The organism is Pseudomonas sp. St386, from assembly GCF_018325865.1.
In the GTDB taxonomy this organism is placed as follows: Bacteria; Pseudomonadota; Gammaproteobacteria; order Pseudomonadales; family Pseudomonadaceae; genus Aquipseudomonas; species Aquipseudomonas brassicacearum.
Map to the genome: position 1 here is coordinate 5,286,652 of NZ_AP021900.1, position 17,814 is coordinate 5,304,465.

At 60.3% G+C, this 17,814-nt stretch carries 19 protein-coding genes; 11 read left to right on the plus strand and 8 right to left on the minus strand.

The features are described from left to right. Positions 1–45 precede the first annotated feature (45 nt). Both KI235_RS23390 and colR read right to left on the minus strand, forming a co-directional pair. The gene (locus KI235_RS23390) at positions 46–1,323 is read right to left on the minus strand and encodes a HAMP domain-containing sensor histidine kinase (protein WP_013694094.1); all 1,278 of its coding nucleotides are present in this window, start codon (positions 1,321–1,323) and stop codon (positions 46–48) included. After that, positions 1,313–1,996 carry a two-component system response regulator ColR gene (gene colR, locus KI235_RS23395; protein WP_003204909.1) on the minus strand — a complete coding sequence of 228 codons (684 nt, stop codon included), beginning with the start codon at positions 1,994–1,996 and terminating at the stop codon, positions 1,313–1,315. The genes KI235_RS23390 and colR overlap by 11 nt, the downstream gene beginning before the upstream one ends. Positions 1,997–2,304: 308 nt before the next feature. On the opposite strand from colR, the gene KI235_RS23400 reads away from it, so the two are divergent. Beyond that, a complete protein-coding gene (locus tag KI235_RS23400) occupies positions 2,305–3,048 on the plus strand; it encodes a phosphatase PAP2 family protein (RefSeq protein WP_003204910.1) in 744 nt (247 codons plus the stop codon). Between the two features lie 212 nt (positions 3,049–3,260). On the opposite strand, the gene groL is transcribed toward KI235_RS23400, so the two are convergent. The 4 genes from groL to KI235_RS23420 all read right to left on the minus strand — a co-directional run bounded on the left by groL (position 3,261) and on the right by KI235_RS23420 (position 6,767). Beyond that, positions 3,261–4,904: a chaperonin GroEL gene (gene groL / locus KI235_RS23405; RefSeq protein WP_003204912.1), complete on the minus strand. Its 1,644-nt coding sequence runs from the start codon at positions 4,902–4,904 to the stop codon at positions 3,261–3,263. Between the two features lie 50 nt (positions 4,905–4,954). Further along, entirely contained in the window at positions 4,955–5,248 is a 294-nt protein-coding gene (locus tag KI235_RS23410) for a co-chaperone GroES (protein ID WP_003204913.1), read from the minus strand. A gap of 244 nt (positions 5,249–5,492) precedes the next feature. Continuing rightward, positions 5,493–5,969, minus strand: coding sequence for an FxsA family protein (locus tag KI235_RS23415; protein WP_013694095.1), 477 nt, complete (start codon positions 5,967–5,969; stop codon positions 5,493–5,495). A 66-nt stretch (positions 5,970–6,035) separates the two neighbouring features. Continuing rightward, positions 6,036–6,767 (minus strand): HugZ family protein, encoded by a 732-nt coding sequence (locus KI235_RS23420; protein ID WP_003204917.1) that lies wholly within the window; start codon positions 6,765–6,767, stop codon positions 6,036–6,038. A gap of 167 nt (positions 6,768–6,934) precedes the next feature. Between KI235_RS23420 and KI235_RS23425 the strand changes: the two genes are divergently transcribed. After that, on the plus strand, positions 6,935–7,693 hold the full coding sequence (locus KI235_RS23425; RefSeq protein ID WP_003204919.1) for an SDR family oxidoreductase: 759 nt from the start codon (positions 6,935–6,937) through the stop codon (positions 7,691–7,693). Between the two features lie 190 nt (positions 7,694–7,883). Here KI235_RS23425 and apbC read toward each other — a convergent pair whose 3' ends face one another. Next, a complete protein-coding gene (gene apbC, locus KI235_RS23430) occupies positions 7,884–8,978 on the minus strand; it encodes an iron-sulfur cluster carrier protein ApbC (protein WP_003204921.1) in 1,095 nt (364 codons plus the stop codon). A 322-nt stretch (positions 8,979–9,300) separates the two neighbouring features. Here apbC and metG point away from each other — a divergent pair, with 322 nt between their 5' ends. From metG to KI235_RS23470, 8 genes are all read left to right on the plus strand, one after another. Further along, positions 9,301–11,346 (plus strand): methionine--tRNA ligase, encoded by a 2,046-nt coding sequence (gene metG, locus KI235_RS23435; protein ID WP_038857911.1) that lies wholly within the window; start codon positions 9,301–9,303, stop codon positions 11,344–11,346. Between the two features lie 130 nt (positions 11,347–11,476). Continuing rightward, a complete protein-coding gene (locus tag KI235_RS23440) occupies positions 11,477–12,049 on the plus strand; it encodes an Rnf-Nqr domain containing protein (RefSeq protein WP_028237357.1) in 573 nt (190 codons plus the stop codon). After that, a complete protein-coding gene (rsxB, locus tag KI235_RS23445; protein WP_043042810.1) occupies positions 12,046–13,077 on the plus strand; it encodes an electron transport complex subunit RsxB in 1,032 nt (343 codons plus the stop codon). Before KI235_RS23440 ends, rsxB begins: the two co-directional genes overlap by 4 nt. Beyond that, positions 13,064–14,050 carry an RnfABCDGE type electron transport complex subunit D gene (locus tag KI235_RS23450; protein ID WP_212795326.1) on the plus strand — a complete coding sequence of 329 codons (987 nt, stop codon included), beginning with the start codon at positions 13,064–13,066 and terminating at the stop codon, positions 14,048–14,050. Before rsxB ends, KI235_RS23450 begins: the two co-directional genes overlap by 14 nt. After that, positions 14,047–14,658: an RnfABCDGE type electron transport complex subunit G gene (locus tag KI235_RS23455; RefSeq protein WP_212795327.1), complete on the plus strand. Its 612-nt coding sequence runs from the start codon at positions 14,047–14,049 to the stop codon at positions 14,656–14,658. Before KI235_RS23450 ends, KI235_RS23455 begins: the two co-directional genes overlap by 4 nt. Next, positions 14,651–15,184: an Rnf-Nqr domain containing protein gene (locus KI235_RS23460; protein ID WP_003204933.1), complete on the plus strand. Its 534-nt coding sequence runs from the start codon at positions 14,651–14,653 to the stop codon at positions 15,182–15,184. Before KI235_RS23455 ends, KI235_RS23460 begins: the two co-directional genes overlap by 8 nt. Beyond that, positions 15,181–15,819, plus strand: a complete 639-nt coding sequence (gene nth, locus KI235_RS23465) for an endonuclease III (RefSeq protein ID WP_027911863.1) — start codon at positions 15,181–15,183, stop codon at positions 15,817–15,819. The genes KI235_RS23460 and nth overlap by 4 nt, the downstream gene beginning before the upstream one ends. Positions 15,820–15,926: 107 nt before the next feature. Next, positions 15,927–16,109: a hypothetical protein gene (locus tag KI235_RS23470; RefSeq protein WP_003204937.1), complete on the plus strand. Its 183-nt coding sequence runs from the start codon at positions 15,927–15,929 to the stop codon at positions 16,107–16,109. Between the two features lie 55 nt (positions 16,110–16,164). Here KI235_RS23470 and KI235_RS23475 read toward each other — a convergent pair whose 3' ends face one another. Then, positions 16,165–16,791: a response regulator transcription factor gene (locus tag KI235_RS23475; RefSeq protein WP_003204939.1), complete on the minus strand. Its 627-nt coding sequence runs from the start codon at positions 16,789–16,791 to the stop codon at positions 16,165–16,167. A 470-nt stretch (positions 16,792–17,261) separates the two neighbouring features. Here KI235_RS23475 and KI235_RS30505 point away from each other — a divergent pair, with 470 nt between their 5' ends. Continuing rightward, positions 17,262–17,744, plus strand: a complete 483-nt coding sequence (locus KI235_RS30505) for a hypothetical protein (RefSeq protein WP_003204941.1) — start codon at positions 17,262–17,264, stop codon at positions 17,742–17,744. Positions 17,745–17,814: the final 70 nt, after the last annotated feature.

Genomic DNA, 17,814 nt, shown 5'->3' on the forward strand with positions numbered 1-17,814 from the left:
CATGTACATGACCGAATCATTACAGGATTTTTCCAACCTAAGCGATCATACCTTCGGATTCAACTCCACCTCGAAACGGCAACCGTTGGGCTCCATCGTGCTGAGACTCACCGTCCAGCCCTGGTTCTCGCAAATCCGTTGCACCAGTGACAGCCCCAACCCCAGCCCCTCGCCGCGCTTTTCGTTGCCGCGCACGAATGGCTCGAACATCGCCTCGCGCTTCTCCTCCGGGATGCCCACGCCACTGTCCTCGACCACGAAGCCGGTCGCAGACAACGAGAGACGGATGAACCCCTGGTCGGTGTAGTGCAAGGCATTTCGCAACAGGTTGCCCATGACGGCAGTCAGGAAAGTGGCGTTATACAGGGTGTCGAGGGTTTGTCCTGGTTCGAAGATCAGCGTCAGGCCTTTGGATTCGATGGGGTCGCGCCACACTCCGAGGAGATTTTCGGCCACCTGTGCAAGGTTCGACCGAGGCGACATGCCGTTGTCGTCGCGCTGTGCCCTGGCGAGCATCAGGAAGGTCTGCACCAGTTCGCGCATCTCTTCACTGGCCCTGTTGATGCGCTCGACCTGGGTGCGACCACGCAGGTCCAGTGCCGGGTTTTCCAGAAGCAATTCGCAGGAGGTCGCCAAGACCATCAACGGTGTGCGCAATTCATGGCTCACGTCGCTGGTGAACAATCGTTCGCGGGTCAGGGCCTGGCGCAAGCGCCCCAGTGTTGCGTCGAACGCCACGGCCAGTTCACCCACTTCATCGGCGGCATAATCCGGGGCCAGCGGCGGAGCCAGGCCCAGGAGCTGGTCGCGATGGCGCACTTGCCGGGCCAGGCGAACCACCGGCGCCATCACTCGGCGTGCCAGGACCCAGCCCAAAAATACCGCCAGCGCCAGGCTGAGCACAAAGCCCACCAGCACCACGGCGAACAGCACCCGCTCGCGCTCCTCGAAGTCGCTCTGGTCCTGCAGCAACACGTAATGCCGGCCATCAACGATCTCGACCATGGCGTGATACGACAACTGCTCGCGAAAGACTTCGTGAAAACCACGCTCCAGATGGCGCAGGTCCTTGGGCAACTCGAAGTCACCTGGGCCACCGCTGAAATAAAACAACTGGTCGGGTTCCGGGCGATGGTGCCAGTCCGAGACACTGTCCATCAACAGCAAGCGCTGCAGATCACCGCCAAGCCCGGCGGAGATCAGTTTTTCTTCGACCAGGTGGACCGTCGCCACGATGCCCATGGCGAAAGCGCCAGCCACCAATGCGCTCATCAGCGCAAAGGCGATGATGATCCGTTGGGCGAGGCTCTGCTTAAACTCCATCGCGGCCCTCGGCCAAGCGATAGCCGACGCCGTGTACCGTGTGCAACAACGGCTTGTCGAACGGCTTGTCGATCACTTGGCGCAGTTGATGGACGTGGCTGCGCAGGCTGTCGCTGTCCGGACAATCATCGCCCCACAACGCTTCTTCGAGGATTTCGCGGCGCAGCACGTGAGGGCTTTTCTGCATCAATACCGCCAGCAGCTTGAGGCCTACGGGGTTGAGCTTGAGCAGCTTGCCTTCACGCGTCACTTCCAGGGTATCGAGGTCGTAGCTCAGGTCGCCGACCTGCAAGGCACGGCGGCCACCACCCTGGGACCGACGCATGACGGCTTCGATCCGCGCCGCCAGCTCCGACAGGGCAAACGGTTTGATCAGGTAGTCATCGGCCCCGGACTTGAAGCCCTGCAGCCGATCGTCCAACTGGTCCCGGGCGGTCAGCATGATCACCGGCGTATCGAGCCGGGCGTCTTCGCGCAGGCGCTTGCACAAGGTGTAGCCGTCGATGCCCGGCAGCATGATGTCGAGCACGATCAGGTCGTAGTGTTCGGTCGCGGCCAGGTGCAATCCCGACAAACCGTCCTGGGCGCAATCGACGGTGTAACCCTTGAGCCCCAGGTAATCGGCCAGGTTGGCCAGGATATCGCGGTTGTCTTCGACCAATAGAATTCGCATGGGCACCTCTGTGTACACAGTTAACAGCCATCTGGCCCGCGCAGCTTACGGCCAAGTTTGGCTGACGGCTAGGATTGTATCGGCTGTGGGAGCGAGCTTGCTGGCGATAGCGGTGGATCAGCCCCATCAATGTTGGATGTTCCGACGCGATCGCGAGCAAGCTCGCTCCCACAAAGATCCGGTGAGCCCAGGAACAGGACTGTGTGGGCATTGACGAGTTTTTCACCCAACATTCACACCGTCCCGACGCAATGCGGACCAGACTGCGCAACGCGCTGCTTACGAAAATCTCCATCAAAGGTACTGCCATGGTTTCCACCGCCATCCGCCCCGCTTCCAGGCCCCTGAATTTCTGGGTTGCCCTGGGCCTGCCCGCCGTTGTCGCAGCGACGCTGGTGTTGCTGGAATTGACTACGCTGGACATGGACGTGGCCAAGCTGTTTTACGACCCGATGGCGGGTGGATTCATCGGTCGGCACAGCTTTTTCCTGGAAGACATCCTGCACGATCGAGCCAAAGAGGCGGTCATCGTGTTCTCCGTGCTGGCGATCCTGGGATTCATCAGCTCGTTCTTCATCACCCGGCTCAAACCGTTCAAGCGGGAATTGGGCTGCCTGGTGCTGTCCCTGGCACTGGCGACGTCCTTCGTCACGCCGATGAAAGCGGTGACGGCAGTGCAATGCCCCTGGAGCCTGAAGGAATTCGGCGGCAAGGAAACCTATAGCGAACTGCTCAGCCCGCGCCCGGCCACGGACAAACCCGGTCGATGCTGGCCCGGCGGTCACGCCGCCACCGGGTTCACCTTGTTTGCGCTGTTCTTCGTCCTGCGCGACCGCCGCCCACGCCTGGCCCGCCAGGCCTTGATATTCGCTTTCACGTTGGGAACGGTGTTCTCCCTGGGACGGATGATGCAAGGGGCGCACTTCTTTTCCCACAACGTGTGGACCGCAGTGTTCTGTTGGCTGATCAGCCTGGGGTGCTACTACTACATCCTGTACCGACCGGCCGTCATGACTGATCGCGTGGCGTTGAGCCAGCCTTCCAACGCCTGAAAACGCCCCGGACAAACCCTGTGGGAGTAAAGCTTGCTCGCGATCGCAATGGCAGCTTCAGCATCCCGACAAGCTGACCCACCGCAATCGCGAGCAAGCTTTGCTCCCACAGAGACAGCTGGGTCCAGCTCAATGCCGGGATAAACCCAAGGCAATAAAAAACCCCGCCTGCTTTCGCAGGCGGGGTTTTTCGCTACAGGGGTAAGGCTGGCTTACATCATGCCGCCCATGCCACCCATGCCGCCCATGTCTGGCATACCGCCGCCAGCTGGAGCGTCTTCCTTGATTTCAGCGATCATCGCCTCGGTGGTGATCATCAGGCTGGCAATCGACGAAGCCGCTTGCAGAGCCGAACGAGTCACTTTGGCTGGGTCCAGGATACCCATTTCGATCATGTCGCCGTATTCGCCGGTAGCAGCGTTGTAACCGTAGTTACCCGTACCCTGCTTGACCTTGTCGACCACAACGCTTGGCTCGTCGCCGGAGTTGGCAACGATCTGGCGCAGCGGGGCTTCTACAGCGCGACGCAGCAACTGGATGCCCACGTTCTGGTCATCGTTGTCGCCTTTCAGCTCGGAGATAGCCTGCAGAGCGCGAACCAGTGCCACGCCACCGCCAGGTACCACGCCTTCTTCGACGGCTGCACGGGTAGCGTGCAGGGCGTCTTCAACGCGGGCTTTCTTCTCTTTCATTTCAACTTCGGAACCGGCGCCAACCTTGATCACTGCAACGCCGCCGGACAGCTTGGCCAGGCGCTCTTGCAGTTTTTCACGGTCGTAGTCGGACGAAGTGTCGGCCACTTGCTGACGGATCTGCAGAACGCGAGCCTGGATGTCAGTCTCGACGCCGGCACCGTCGATCACGGTGGTGTTTTCCTTGGACAGGATCACGCGCTTGGCGTTACCCAGGTGCTCCAGGGTGGTGCTTTCCAGGCTCAGGCCGATCTCTTCGGAGATAACGGTACCGCCGGTCAGTACGGCGATGTCCTGCAGCATGGCCTTGCGACGGTCGCCAAAGCCTGGAGCCTTGACGGCTGCGACTTTAACGATGCCGCGCATGTTGTTCACAACCAGGGTCGCCAGGGCTTCGCCTTCAACGTCTTCAGCCACGATCAGCAGTGGGCGGCCGGCTTTGGCAACGGCTTCCAGCACTGGCAGCATTTCGCGGATGTTGGAGATCTTCTTGTCGACCAGCAGGATCAGCGGACCGTCGAGCTCGGCAGTCATGGTCTCTGGCTTGTTGACGAAGTACGGGGACAGGTAGCCACGGTCGAACTGCATGCCTTCTACAACCGACAGTTCGTTTTCCAGGCCCGAGCCTTCTTCAACGGTGATCACGCCTTCTTTACCGACTTTTTCCATGGCTTCGGCAATGATGTCGCCGATGGAGTTGTCGGAGTTGGCGGAGATGGTGCCGACCTGAGCGATTGCCTTGGTGTCAGCGCATGGCTTGGACAGGGCTTTGAGCTCTTTGACAATGGCGATGGTCGCCTTGTCGATGCCGCGCTTGAGGTCCATAGGGTTCATGCCGGCAGCGACGGCTTTCAGGCCTTCGTTGACGATCGATTGAGCCAGGACGGTAGCGGTGGTGGTGCCGTCGCCGGCGTCATCGTTGGCACGAGAGGCAACGTCTTTGACCAGTTGCGCGCCCATGTTTTCGAAGCGATCTTTCAGCTCGATTTCTTTGGCTACGGAAACGCCGTCCTTGGTGATGGTCGGAGCGCCGAAGCTCTTCTCGATGATCACGTTACGGCCTTTCGGGCCGAGGGTCGCTTTTACTGCGTCAGCCAGGACGTTGACACCGGCGAGCATTTTCTTGCGGGCGGAATCGCCGAATTTAACTTCTTTAGCAGCCATGATCGATATTCCTTAAATACTTTGTAGTAACGGGAAAATGGGCGGGGGAATCAGCCTTCGAGGACAGCGAGGATTTCGTTCTCGCTCATTACCAGCAGGTCTTCGCCGTCGACTTTCACTGTGTTGCTGCCGGAGTAAGGGCCGAACACAACCTTGTCACCCACTTTCACGGCCAGCGCACGTACTTCACCGTTTTCCAGTGCCTTGCCTGGGCCTACAGCGAGAACTTCACCGTGGTTGGCTTTTTCAGCAGCCGAACCTGGCAGGACGATACCGCCAGCGGTTTTCTTCTCTTCTTCGCTGCGACGGATGACGACGCGGTCATGCAGAGGACGAAGCTTCATTGTCGATCTCTCCTAATTTTTGGTTTTCATCGGCCGGTGTAGTCCCGGCGGGTTTAACAAAGCCGGCGGAGCCGGGTGCGGTTCGTCAGTCGAACCGCGGAAGTCTGTCCGGTGTCACCACCGGAAACCTTGCGGTGACCGTTACATAAGGGCGCACAAGTGGATTACAAGGGTGGGGACAGAAAATTTTTTACTCCATGCCACCAAAACGAGCACGGCGCCCGAAGGCGCCGTGCTGATGGTTTTACTTGGAGTCGCGGTGTTCGAACTCGCCTTCGATCACGTTGGGCTCGCGGCCCACAGGCTCTCGCGGAGCCGGACCGCCACGGGGCTGGAGGTCATCGGCGAAAGCGCGCTGACGAATCGCCTGCTCTTCGGCGCGCTGGCGCATTTTATTGGCCAGCAGCCTACGGGTGAACGGCAATAGCATGACCAGGCCCAACACGTCGCTGATAAAGCCTGGCAGGATCAACAGACCGCCACCCAGGGCCAGCATCAGGCCTTCGAGCATGGTCTGGGCGGGCAGCTCGCCGCGGTTCAGACTTTCACGGGCACGCAATGCCGTGGCGAGGCCGGCGATACGCAGCACGAACACGCCGAGCATCGAGCCGAGAATGACCAGCAGCAGGGCCGGGAAAAACCCGATCGCACCGCTGACCTTGACGAATACGAACAGCTCCAACACCGGGAACAGCAGAAAGAGCAATAAAAAAGGGCGCATCAAATGGTTCCTCAACGCAAGAATACCTTGCTATGAAACCCTAAATGACGTCGCCCTTTCGTGAATTCAAGCGTCGACCTCGGCATTTTTCGGCCATTGCTCGGCGTGAGCCAGATAAACCAAGGCTTCGCGCACTTGTGTCGGGGTGTTGCAAGGCGTTGGAAACCCCAGCCAGTGCAGGCCCTGGCCAATACGCAAGTGCATGCCCTCGCTGTCGATACCCGCCAGTTGTGCCGGTTCGCTTTTCGGCAGGCCGGTCAATTCCACGTAATGGGCGATGGCCTTGGCGTGATCGGCATTCATGTGCTCGACCATGCTGGCTTCGGCTTTGCCAGCGAAGGGATTGGCCAGGGTGAGCTGGTCGATCCAGTGGATGGCGCCAAAGCCGCCGATGTAGCGATGGCGCACCGGCTCGAGCACCCAGAAGTCGAAATCATGGGCCTTATGGTAGTTCTGCGAGTCAGGGAAATAGCGGTAGTAACGCTCGGCGGCAGCCTCGATGGCGGCGCTGTCTTCGAGTTTGCGGGCCTCGGCCAGGTAGGTCAGGCGCCCCACGGCCTGCACATCCTCGGCGCCCCGCTCGCCCACCAGCATCGAACACTTGGGGTCTTTCTGCAGATTGTGGGTGTGCTGGGCGATACGGCTGATCAGGATCAGTGGCCGACCTTGTTCGTCCAGGCAATAGGGCACCACGGAGCCGAACGGAAAGCCGGGCATGGATTTGGAATGAGTGGAGAGCACTCCACGGTACTCCTTGAGCAGCAGTTCCCGGGCATGCTTGGCAGCTTCAACGCTCAATTTATGACTCCTTTAATAAAATCCGTCTAGAAAACGGTCAGGCGACTGGAGTAATGTTCCGACACACCGATAGGACAGTTCTCGTGTGCAACCGGGCTACACCGTCGCAAATCGAGAGACGTCCCAAAAAGTCTCCCCCTTCACCGCTGCGCCACCTGGACATGAGCATGCAACTCACTGACAAAGTAATCATTATCACCGGCGGTTGCCAGGGTCTGGGCCGCTCCATGGCCGAGTATCTCGCGGGCAAAGGCGCGAAGCTCGCCCTGGTGGACCTCAACCAGGAAAAACTCGACCAGGCGGTTGCCGCGTGTGTAGCCAAGGGCGTCGAGGCCCGGGCGTATCTGTGCAACGTGGCCAATGAGGAGCAGGTCAGCGACATGGTCGCCCGGGTCGCCGAGGACTTCGGCGCGATCCACGGCCTGATCAACAACGCCGGGATCCTGCGTGACGGCCTGCTGCTCAAGGTCAAGGACGGCGAAATGACCAAGATGAGCCTGGCCCAGTGGCAGGCCGTGATCGACGTCAACCTCACCGGTGTATTCCTGTGCACCCGTGAAGTGGCGGCGAAAATGGTCGAGCTGAAGAACAGCGGCGCCATCATCAATATCTCGTCGATCTCCCGCGCCGGCAACGTCGGCCAGACCAACTACTCGGCCGCCAAGGCTGGTGTGGCCGCCGCCACCGTGACCTGGGCCAAGGAACTGGCACGCTACGGCATCCGTGTCGCTGGCATCGCACCGGGTTTCATTGAAACCGAGATGACCCTGGGCATGAAGCCCGAGGCCCTGGAAAAAATGACCTCGGGGATTCCGCTCAAGCGTATGGGCAAGCCTGAGGAGATTGCTCATTCGGCGGCGTATATCTTCGAGAACGACTACTACACCGGTCGGATCCTGGAGATGGATGGCGGGTTGCGGATCTAAAAGCACCACATAACCCCTGTGGGAGCGAGCCTGTGGGGGGCAAAGCCTGTGGGAGCATAGCTTGCTCGCGATAGCGGTTTTAAAGCCAACAGAGATGTTGGGTGTGACGCCGTCATCGCGAGCAAGCTATGCTCCCACAGGCTTTGCCCCCTACAGGCTTGCTCCCCACATTAGATTGCATTTCAGCTGATCAATCGTCGCTGACAGTGATGTTCGGCATCGCCGGCATGGCCGCTTCCTGCAACACGATCCGCGCGCCCACGTGGCGGGCCAGTTCCTGATAGACCATGGCGATCTGGCTGTCCGGTTCGGCGATGACCGTCGGCTTGCCGCCGTCGGCCTGTTCGCGGATCAGCATCGACAGCGGCAGCGAAGCCAGCAATTCGACGCCGTACTGGGTCGCCAGTTTTTCCCCGCCACCTTCGCCGAACAGGTGCTCGGCATGCCCGCAGTTCGAGCAGATGTGCACGGCCATGTTCTCCACCACGCCCAGTACCGGGATGTTGACCTTGCGGAACATCTCCACGCCCTTGCGCGCGTCCAGCAAGGCCAGGTCTTGAGGCGTGGTGACGATCACCGCACCGGCCACCGGGACTTTCTGCGCCAGGGTCAGCTGAATATCGCCGGTGCCCGGAGGCATGTCGATCACCAGGTAATCCAGGTCACCCCACGCGGTTTGCGTGACCAGTTGCAGCAAGGCACCGGAAACCATTGGCCCGCGCCAGACCATCGGCGTGTTGTCGTCGGTCAGGAAGGCCATGGACATGACTTCCACGCCATGGGACTGGATCGGCACGAACCACTTCTGGTCCTTGACCTGCGGCCGGGTGCCTTCGGCAACACCGAACATGATGCCTTGGCTCGGGCCGTAGATGTCTGCATCGAGAATCCCGACCTTCGCCCCTTCACGGGCCAGGGCCAGGGCCAGGTTGGCCGCGGTGGTGGACTTGCCCACGCCGCCCTTGCCCGAGGCCACGGCGATCACGTTCTTGACGTTCGCCAGCCCCGGCACCTGCGCCTGGGCCTTGTGAGCGGCGATCACACTGGTGATGTCGACTTTGGCGGCGCTCACCCCGTCCAGGGCCTCGATCGCCATTTGCAGCATCTGCGCCCAGCCGCTCTTGAACAGGTCGGCGGCGTAGCCGATTTCCAGCTGGACACTGACGCGATCGCCCTGGATGTCGATGGCGCGCACGCATCCGGCGCTGACCGGGTCCTGGTTCAGGTAGGGGTCGGTGTACTGGCGAAGGACGGCTTCCACCGCTGCGCGATTGACGGCGCTCATGGGCAACTCCGATAGCAAGACTTGAAAACAGGCCGCTATCCTACGCCGCGCATGCTTTTGTGGCGACCCGATTAAAGGCGACGAATGCTCCCGCTGTGTGGGAGCAAGGCTTGCCCGCGATGCGGTCGATGCGGTCTTTCAGAAATCGAGGCGCCTGTTTCGCGAGCAAGCTTTGCTCCCACAATCCCCTCGCCGCAAGTTGTGCCTGGCTTGATCCTTGCGCCGCTCCCGGCAATGCATCCATAAACAGCCCCGAAGGGTGAAAAAAAGCCGCCAGCGCTTTATAGTGGCCGACCTCCGTTTCATCAAGTAGCCGAGCCCCATGTCCGAGCCACGCAAGATCCTCGTCACCAGCGCCCTGCCCTATGCCAATGGTTCGATTCACCTCGGCCATATGCTGGAGTACATCCAGACCGATATGTGGGTGCGCTTCCAGAAGCATCGCGGCAACCAATGCATTTATGTCTGCGCCGACGACGCCCACGGTTCGGCCATCATGCTGCGCGCAGAAAAGGAAGGCATCACCCCGGAACAACTGATCGCCAACGTCCAGGCTGAACACAGCGCCGACTTCGCCGAGTTCCTGGTGGACTTCGACAACTTCCACTCCACTCACGCCGAAGAAAACCGTGAGCTATCGAGCCAGATCTACCTGAAACTGCGTGACGCCGGGCACATCGCCACCCGTTCGATCACCCAGTATTTCGACCCGGAAAAGAAAATGTTCCTGGCCGACCGCTTCATCAAGGGCACCTGCCCGAAATGCGGCACTGAAGACCAGTACGGCGATAACTGCGAAAAATGCGGCGCCACCTACGCACCGACCGACCTGAAAGACCCGAAATCGGCGATTTCCGGGGCAACGCCGGTGCTCAAGGACTCCCAGCACTTCTTCTTCAAGCTGCCGGACTTCCAGCAGATGCTGCAAGCCTGGACCCGCAGTGGCACCCTGCAGGACGCCGTCGCCAACAAGATCGCCGAATGGCTCGATGCCGGCCTGCAGCAGTGGGACATTTCCCGCGATGCGCCGTACTTCGGCTTCGAGATCCCCGACGAGCCCGGCAAGTATTTCTACGTGTGGCTGGACGCTCCGATCGGCTACATGGCGAGTTTCAAGAACCTCTGCAACCGCACGCCGGAGCTGAACTTCGACGCGTTCTGGGGCAAGGATTCCACCGCCGAGCTGTATCACTTCATCGGCAAGGACATCGTGAACTTCCACGCGCTGTTCTGGCCCGCCATGCTCGAAGGCGCCGGCTTCCGCAAGCCGACCGGCATCAACGTCCACGGCTACCTGACCGTCAACGGCCAGAAAATGTCCAAGTCCCGCGGCACCTTCATCAAGGCGCGGACCTACCTGGACCACCTGTCCCCGGAATACCTGCGCTACTACTACGCGGCCAAGCTCGGCCGCGGCGTCGACGACCTGGACCTGAACCTCGAAGACTTCGTGCAGAAGGTCAACTCCGACCTGGTGGGCAAGGTCGTCAACATTGCCAGCCGTTGCGCCGGGTTCATCCACAAGGGCAACGCCGGGGTCCTGGTCGCCGGCAATGCCGCGCCGGAACTGACCGATGCCTTCCTGGCGGCCGCGCCAAGCATCGCCGACGCCTACGAGTCCCGCGACTTCGCCCGTGCCATGCGCGAAATCATGGCCCTGGCCGACCGCGCCAATGCCTGGATCGCCGACAAGGCGCCCTGGTCCCTGGCCAAGCAGGAAGGCAAGCAGGACGAAGTCCAGGCGATCTGCGCCCTGGGCATCAACCTGTTCCGCCAACTGGTGATTTTCCTCAAGCCGGTGCTGCCGCTGCTGGCTGCCGATGCCGAGGCGTTCCTCAACGTCGCGCCACTGACCTGGAACGATCACCAGACGCTGCTGAGCAACCATCAGTTGAACGCGTTCAAGCCGTTGATGACCCGTATCGACGCGACCAAGGTGCAAGCCATGACCGACGCCTCCAAGGAAGACCTGGCCGCCAGCCAGACCGACACCGGCGCGCCTGCCGGGAACGGCGAACTGGCCAAGGACCCGCTGTCGCCGGAAATCGACTTCGACGCCTTTGCCGCCGTTGACCTGCGCGTGGCGCTGATCGTCAAGGCCGAGGCCGTCGAAGGCGCCGACAAGCTGCTGCGCCTGACCCTGGACATTGGCGACGAGCAACGCAACGTGTTCTCCGGCATCAAGAGTGCCTACCCGGACCCGGCCAAGCTCGAAGGCCGGTTGACGATGATGATCGCCAATCTCAAGCCGCGCAAAATGCGCTTTGGCATCTCCGAAGGCATGGTGATGGCGGCAGGCCCCGGCGGCGAGGAAATCTACCTGTTGAGCCCTGACAGCGGCGCCAAGCCGGGCCAGCGGATCAAGTAACGCAACCGCTTGCTGCACCGATCCCACAGTCGCCTTGCAGGTGGCTGTGGGATTTTCATATCTGGCCCACGCCCCCGGCGTGCCGGATAATGCCTAATCTTGTAACAGGCCCTTTGTCGCCAACACACCCATGACCGAAATCGTCCTCACGCTGTTCAGCGCTGCCCTGATCAACAACCTGGTGTTGCACTGGCCGCTGGGCGTCGATCCGCTGCTGGCGGTCAACGGCAGGAAGCAGGTACACGCCCTGGGCCTGGCGACGGCATGCCTGATGCTGATCGTCGGCACCCTGGGCTACCTGATCGATCATGGGCTGCTGGTGCCGACCAACCTGGTCTCGCTGCGCCTGTTGGCCTGGCTGTCCTTGAGCGTATTGCTGATCGGCCCCTTGCTGCGCCTGCTGGCCCGCTGGCGGCCGACAATGCCGTTCGAGGGGTTGTGGCCGCTGTTGCTCGGCAATGCCGGCATACTTGGCGTCACGCTGCTCAACGGCCAGCATAACCGAGACCTGGGCTACGCCATCGCCCTGAGCCTGGGTGCCGGACTGGGGTTCTGGCTGGTGCTGAGCCTGTTCGACGATCTGCGCCAGCGCACCTTCAATAACGATATTCCCCTGCCCTTTCGGGGCCTGCCGATTCAGTTGATCAGCGCCGGACTGATGGCGGTGGCCTTTCTCGGATTGCGCGGGCTGGTCAAAACATGAGCCTGATTCAACGTATCGACGCCCTGCTGCCGCAGACCCAATGCGGCAAGTGCGGCCACCCCGGGTGCAAGCCCTACGCCGAAGGCATCGCCCAGGGCGAGCCGATAAACAAATGTCCGCCCGGGGGGCGCGAAACCATCGCCGCCCTGGCCGAGCTGATGAAAATACCGGTGGTGGAGCTGGACACCAGCCGCGGCGTGGCCCCGGCGCAAGTCGCCTTTATCCGTGAAGCCGAATGCATCGGTTGCACCAAGTGCATCCAGGCCTGTCCGGTGGACGCGATTGTCGGCGCCGCCAAGCTGATGCACACCATCCTCATCGACGAATGCACAGGCTGCGATCTGTGCGTGGCGCCCTGCCCGGTCGATTGCATTGAAATGCACCCGCTGCCGACGGCAAACGTGCTGCCGATCGTCGGCGGCCTGGCCTTCAGCGTAGAAGAACAACTGGCGCGAACCGCCAAGCGCAATCATGCCCGGCGCCGCTTCGAACAACGCAATGCGCGCCTGCGCCGCGAAGAAGAACAGCGCCAGGCCGAACGCCTGGCTCGAACCCAACGGGCGGCCCAGGCCCAGGCCCAAACCCAGGACCCGGCACTCGATCCCGTACAAGCCGCACTGGAGCGCGTTCGCGCGCAAAAAGCCGCCACGGCCGATGCAGCCTTGAAAAAAGCCAAGGTCGACCTGGCCATGAGCCGGGCACAGCTGAACAAATCCTTGAAAGCGTTCGGCCACCCGCCAACCTTTGAGCAGCAATCGCAACTGATCGTGCTGCAACGCCAGTTCGAAGCGGCCGAACAGGCCCTGAGCCAACTGGAAAATGCCGCACCCGCACCCGCACCCGCGGCCGCGCCAGCCCCTGCACCGACGCAAAACGCCGAGCTGAAGCGAGCCAAGATCCAACTGGCGATGCGCCGCGCCGAACTCAGCAAAGCCCGCGCAGCTACGGCATCGGATGAACAACTGCAGGCATTGGAACACGCGGTGAAGGATGCCGAACGCCAGGTGGACGCCCATGCCGCCTCTTGATCCAGCGGACGAACGGCTGCGCCAGGCGATGACGCGAGTGTTGCTGGCGACGCTGCCCGGCGTGCTGGCGTTGCTGTGGTTCCATGGCTGGGGCGTGGCGCTCAACCTGCTGTTGTCCGGCGCCACTGCGCTGGCGGTCGAAGCGTTGGTGCTGCGCTTGCGACGCCGGCCACTCAAGCCCGACCTGAACGATGGCAGTGCGCTGGTCAGTGCCACGCTGCTGGCCCTGGCCTTGCCGGCCTATTGCCCCTGGTGGCTGACCGTCACGGCGGCCGCCTGCGCCTTGCTGTTGGGCAAGCACCTGTGGGGCGGCGTCGGCAGCAACCCGTTCAACCCGGCAATGCTCGGGTACGCCCTGGTACTGGTGGCGTTTCCTTCCCAGATGAGTCACTGGCCGGCGCTCCACGGCATGGGCCTGTCTGAAGGCTTGCAGCAGGTATTCGGCGCTCATCCGGCGCCCGATGCCTGGGCCGGGGCGACCGCACTGGACAGCCTGCGAATCAACACGAGCCTGACCGTCGATGAACTGTTCGCCAACGATCCTGCGTTCGGGCGTTTCGGTGGCCGGGGTGTCGAATGGGTCAACCTGGCCTTCCTGGCGGGCGGTCTGTTTCTGCTGCAGCAACGGGTGTTCAGTTGGCATGCACCCGTGGGCATGCTGGCGAGCCTGTCCGCCGTCAGCCTGCTGTGCTGGAACGGTTCGGGTTCCGACTCCCATGGCTCGCCGCTGTTTCATCTGTTCAGCGGCGCAACCATGCTCGGCGCGTTTTTTATCGCGACCGAACCGGTCTCGGGTGCCAAGGCCCCTCTCGCCCGCCTGCTGTTTGGCGCGGGCATGGGACTGCTGGTCTATCTGATACGCACCTGGGGTGGCTACCCCGACGGCGTGGCGTTCGCGGTGTTGCTGATGAACCTCGGCGTGCCGGCACTGGAGCGGTTTGCCGAGGCGCGACAACGGCGGCCGCTGACATGAACAATCCCCTCGGCGTGGCAATCCTGACCTTGTTGATCGGCCTGGGTATCGGTGCCACTTACCTCACGCACCTCGGCACCGCCGGGCGTATCGAGACCCAGCAGCAAGCACTGGCGAACAGGGCCTTGCTCGAGGTGCTGCCCACCGACCACTATGATAACCAGCCGTTGGCGCACCCCGTTGTCACAGCCTCGGTGTCCCTGGCCCATAGCACGCTGTTGGGCGGCTACCTGGCGACTCGCGGCGGCCAACCCAGCGCCGTGCTGCTTCGTAGCCAGGCGCAGGGCTATGAAGGCAGCATCGAATTGCTGGTCGCCATCGATCCACAGGGCCGGTTGCTGGGCGTCAAGACCCTGCGTCAATCCGAGACACCCGGATTGGGCGCAGCGATTGCCGGCTGGCCGAACGCCTGGTTGCAGACCTTCACGGGTAAATCACGCCAGGCGCCTGATGACAGCGGCTGGGCCTTGAAAAAGGACCAGGGCCAGTTCGATCAACTGGCAGGCGCGACAGTGACGTCCCGGGCAGTGCTCCAGGCTGTTCACGATGCGCTGCGTTACTTCGACGAGCACAAGGCCCAGTTGATGGGGGTGGCAGCCAATGAATAAGCCATGGGGACTGACACACGGCCTGCTGCTCGTCCCATTGGTCGGCGCAAGCGACTCGCTGGTTGGCGCGCTGGGGTTATGGCTCGCCTGGGCCGTGGTTCTTTTCAGCCATGGCTTGGCAATGGGGCTTGTCCGGCAACGCCTGACAGCCTGTCAACGGCTGCTCGCCGCCATCGTATTGGCCGCTACCCTGACCACCTGCATTGGCCTTGTCGCCCAGGCCTGGGTGCTGGAATTGTATCGACCGTTGAACCTTTACGCTGGCTGGATCGCCCTGAGCTGCGTCGCGCTGGAGCATGAGGGTTTCTTCGTTGAATCCCGCTGGCTCGGACGCCTCAGGCTGGCCGGGCTGTTTGGCCTCTTGATGATCAGCCTCGGTGCCGTGCGTGGGCTGATCGGCAGCGGCCTGCCCCTGGCCTTGCTCGCCCCCGGCGGGTTCATTCTGCTCGGGCTGCTGCTGGCGGCTCGACAGGCCTGGACGGCCGCCAAACCCCATTCATCCGTTGAGGAAACGCCGCGCCCATGAACGCCGCAAAACGCCTGGAAATATTTCGTCGCCTTCACGAGGACAACCCGGAACCGAAAACCGAACTGGCCTATTCCTCGCCGTTCGAGTTGCTGATCGCGGTCATCCTGTCAGCCCAGTCCACCGACGTCGGCGTCAACAAAGCCACGGCCAAACTGTTCCCGGTGGCCAATACGCCGGAGACCATCTATGCCCTGGGCGTCGAAGGACTGTCCGAGTACATCAAGACCATCGGGCTGTTCAACAGCAAGGCCAAGAACGTGATCGAAACCTGCCGCCTGCTGATCGAGCTCCACGGCAGTGAAGTCCCGCAGACTCGCGAAGCGCTGGAAGCCCTTCCGGGGGTCGGCCGCAAAACCGCCAACGTCGTGCTCAATACCGCGTTTCGGCAGTTGACCATGGCGGTCGACACCCACATTTTCCGCGTCAGCAACCGCACCGGGCTGGCCCCCGGCAAAAACGTGGTGGAGGTCGAGAAGAAATTGATGAAATTTGTTCCCAAGGAATTCCTGCTGGACTCCCATCACTGGCTCATCCTTCACGGGCGTTACGTTTGCCTGGCGCGCAAGCCTCGCTGCGGCAGCTGCCGAATCGAAGATTTATGCGAATACAAGCACAAGACCTCCGACGATTGAGACGCTATTGCTTTTATCGATCCATCGATTGAAAAAATCTTTTTTACCCGCCCGTGGTTTATCGATATAAGGAGCGCCAATGGCAGTCTTAGCCTGGAGTCGAACCCATGAGTGCTGGCAAAGAACAACTGGATGTAGAAGACGAATTCATCGCCGCTGAAGCCGACGACGTCGAACCTGTGGTCGTGGAAGTGGCGAAAACCAACCTGAGCAAGCGCCGCACCATTGATAACCTGCTGGAAGAGCGTCGCCTGCAGAAACAACTGGCCGATTATGACTTTGACCTCTGACACGTAAAAGCCTCCCTGATGGAGGCTTTTTACTGAGTACGCGTGACCCGAAAACTCACACCAAGCCATTGCGCTGCGCCAGTTCGATCAGGTCGACCAGCGAACGGGCATTGAGCTTCAATAACAGGCGCGTCTTGTAGGTACTGACGGTCTTGTTGCTCAAGAACATTCCATCGGCGATCTCCTTGTTGGTCTTTCCGCGCGCCAGTTGCTGCAAGACCATCATTTCCCGCCCCGATAATCGATCGACCATATCGGACTCACTGGCATTACCCAGACTCGACCGCACCGTATGCAATGCCTGGTTGGGAAAGTAACTGTAACCGGAAAGTACCGCCTTGATTGCACTCAGTAACTCGGTGAGATCCTGTTGCTTGCATACATACCCGGCCGCCCCCGTCTGCATGCAACGCATCGAAAAATGTCCCGGTGCCTGGGAAGTCAGCACCAACACTTTCATGGGTGAAGGAATGGCCGTCAGGCGAGCGATGACTTCCAATCCGTCCAGCTTCGGAATACCGATATCGAGAATGACAATATCGGGCATAAGTTCGCGAGCAAACTGTAACGCATCGACGCCATTATCGGTTTCGGCAACGACTTCATAACCATGACGCTCCATCAGCAAACGTACAGCAAGACGAATGACGGGATGATCATCCACGATCAGCACTTTATTCATGGGCAAATCCAACTTCGCTGTTCGAATTTTTAGAGCACGCACAATAGCCTAGTCATTTCTACCTTGGCATGCTGCCCCCCCCTGAACGCTCGCATCGAGAGACAGAACCTACAAGCTATACAGAATATTCCTACAAATCGCCGCAAAAAAAATGTGTCATGGATTTTTTTAAAGAGAAGGAATGGCCGTTCTTAACAATCCCGAAACCCTATGAACAATGCGCTCTTTCACCGCCATACCCACCTGCAGGCAGCCCACTGAAAAGCGTTTTATTCATAGAAAGTAACTGAATTATTTACTGTTAAAACTGACTTCCACTCACTTAAGGAAGGGAAATTCATATATAAAACACACTCAGACGCCTAATATTCAACATGGCCGGCCATTGCGCCTTCGCCTATATTTCATTAGGCATGGACTGCCACTTTCCAACTCACTCTCCGAGCACAAGTATTCCATGAGCATTAACCATGAACAAACCGTTGAAGACCATAACCAACCCCATGACCCTCATCGCCATATTCGCAACTTTATCCGAAACTTCCGCAGCGATTTCCCTGCCCTTTCTGGATGACCAGGATCGTGAATACTATCTCTGGTTCCTGATCAGCTTTCCTTTTTATCTATTGCTGCTTTTTTTCATAACGCTCAACTTCAATTATCGCTCCTTGTATTCGCCTTCGGATTTTCGCAAGAGCAAACATTTCATAAAGACCATGGATGATTCGCCCTGTCGACGCAAACGACAGCTACGTCGGGCGGAGGACGTCAAGGAACTGCTGGTCATACGTCTTCATCGACGCAGGCACGAACCAGACAGCCTTTGTATTGTATGCAGCCAATCGAAACGCCCGATCGAACCCCGTCGATCAAGACATTTGAAGCAAGCCAGCATCGTCGTGTACGTCATCTACAGCAACGCAGGCCTGGCAACGCAAGGGCAGGATGAATGAGCGACCGAGGGCAGCGCCGCAGCAAGGGTCACACAAAAAAAGGGCAAAAAAACGGCCTGCTCATGGCAGG

Excerpts from the sequence above, each read along its gene's own strand:
- KI235_RS23390 (WP_013694094.1), bottom strand. The coding sequence starts at position 1,323 with ATGGAGTTTAAGCAGAGCCTCGCCCAACGGATCATCATCGCCTTTGCG.
- colR (WP_003204909.1), bottom strand. The coding sequence starts at position 1,996 with ATGCGAATTCTATTGGTCGAAGACAACCGCGATATCCTGGCCAACCTG.
- KI235_RS23400 (WP_003204910.1), top strand. The coding sequence starts at position 2,305 with ATGGTTTCCACCGCCATCCGCCCCGCTTCCAGGCCCCTGAATTTCTGG.
- groL (WP_003204912.1), bottom strand. The coding sequence starts at position 4,904 with ATGGCTGCTAAAGAAGTTAAATTCGGCGATTCCGCCCGCAAGAAAATG.
- KI235_RS23410 (WP_003204913.1), bottom strand. The coding sequence starts at position 5,248 with ATGAAGCTTCGTCCTCTGCATGACCGCGTCGTCATCCGTCGCAGCGAA.
- KI235_RS23415 (WP_013694095.1), bottom strand. The coding sequence starts at position 5,969 with ATGCGCCCTTTTTTATTGCTCTTTCTGCTGTTCCCGGTGTTGGAGCTG.
- KI235_RS23425 (WP_003204919.1), top strand. The coding sequence starts at position 6,935 with ATGCAACTCACTGACAAAGTAATCATTATCACCGGCGGTTGCCAGGGT.
- apbC (WP_003204921.1), bottom strand. The coding sequence starts at position 8,978 with ATGAGCGCCGTCAATCGCGCAGCGGTGGAAGCCGTCCTTCGCCAGTAC.
- metG (WP_038857911.1), top strand. The coding sequence starts at position 9,301 with ATGTCCGAGCCACGCAAGATCCTCGTCACCAGCGCCCTGCCCTATGCC.
- KI235_RS23440 (WP_028237357.1), top strand. The coding sequence starts at position 11,477 with ATGACCGAAATCGTCCTCACGCTGTTCAGCGCTGCCCTGATCAACAAC.
- rsxB (WP_043042810.1), top strand. The coding sequence starts at position 12,046 with ATGAGCCTGATTCAACGTATCGACGCCCTGCTGCCGCAGACCCAATGC.
- KI235_RS23450 (WP_212795326.1), top strand. The coding sequence starts at position 13,064 with ATGCCGCCTCTTGATCCAGCGGACGAACGGCTGCGCCAGGCGATGACG.
- KI235_RS23455 (WP_212795327.1), top strand. The coding sequence starts at position 14,047 with ATGAACAATCCCCTCGGCGTGGCAATCCTGACCTTGTTGATCGGCCTG.
- KI235_RS23460 (WP_003204933.1), top strand. The coding sequence starts at position 14,651 with ATGAATAAGCCATGGGGACTGACACACGGCCTGCTGCTCGTCCCATTG.
- nth (WP_027911863.1), top strand. The coding sequence starts at position 15,181 with ATGAACGCCGCAAAACGCCTGGAAATATTTCGTCGCCTTCACGAGGAC.
- KI235_RS23470 (WP_003204937.1), top strand. The coding sequence starts at position 15,927 with ATGAGTGCTGGCAAAGAACAACTGGATGTAGAAGACGAATTCATCGCC.
- KI235_RS23475 (WP_003204939.1), bottom strand. The coding sequence starts at position 16,791 with ATGAATAAAGTGCTGATCGTGGATGATCATCCCGTCATTCGTCTTGCT.
- KI235_RS30505 (WP_003204941.1), top strand. The coding sequence starts at position 17,262 with ATGAACAAACCGTTGAAGACCATAACCAACCCCATGACCCTCATCGCC.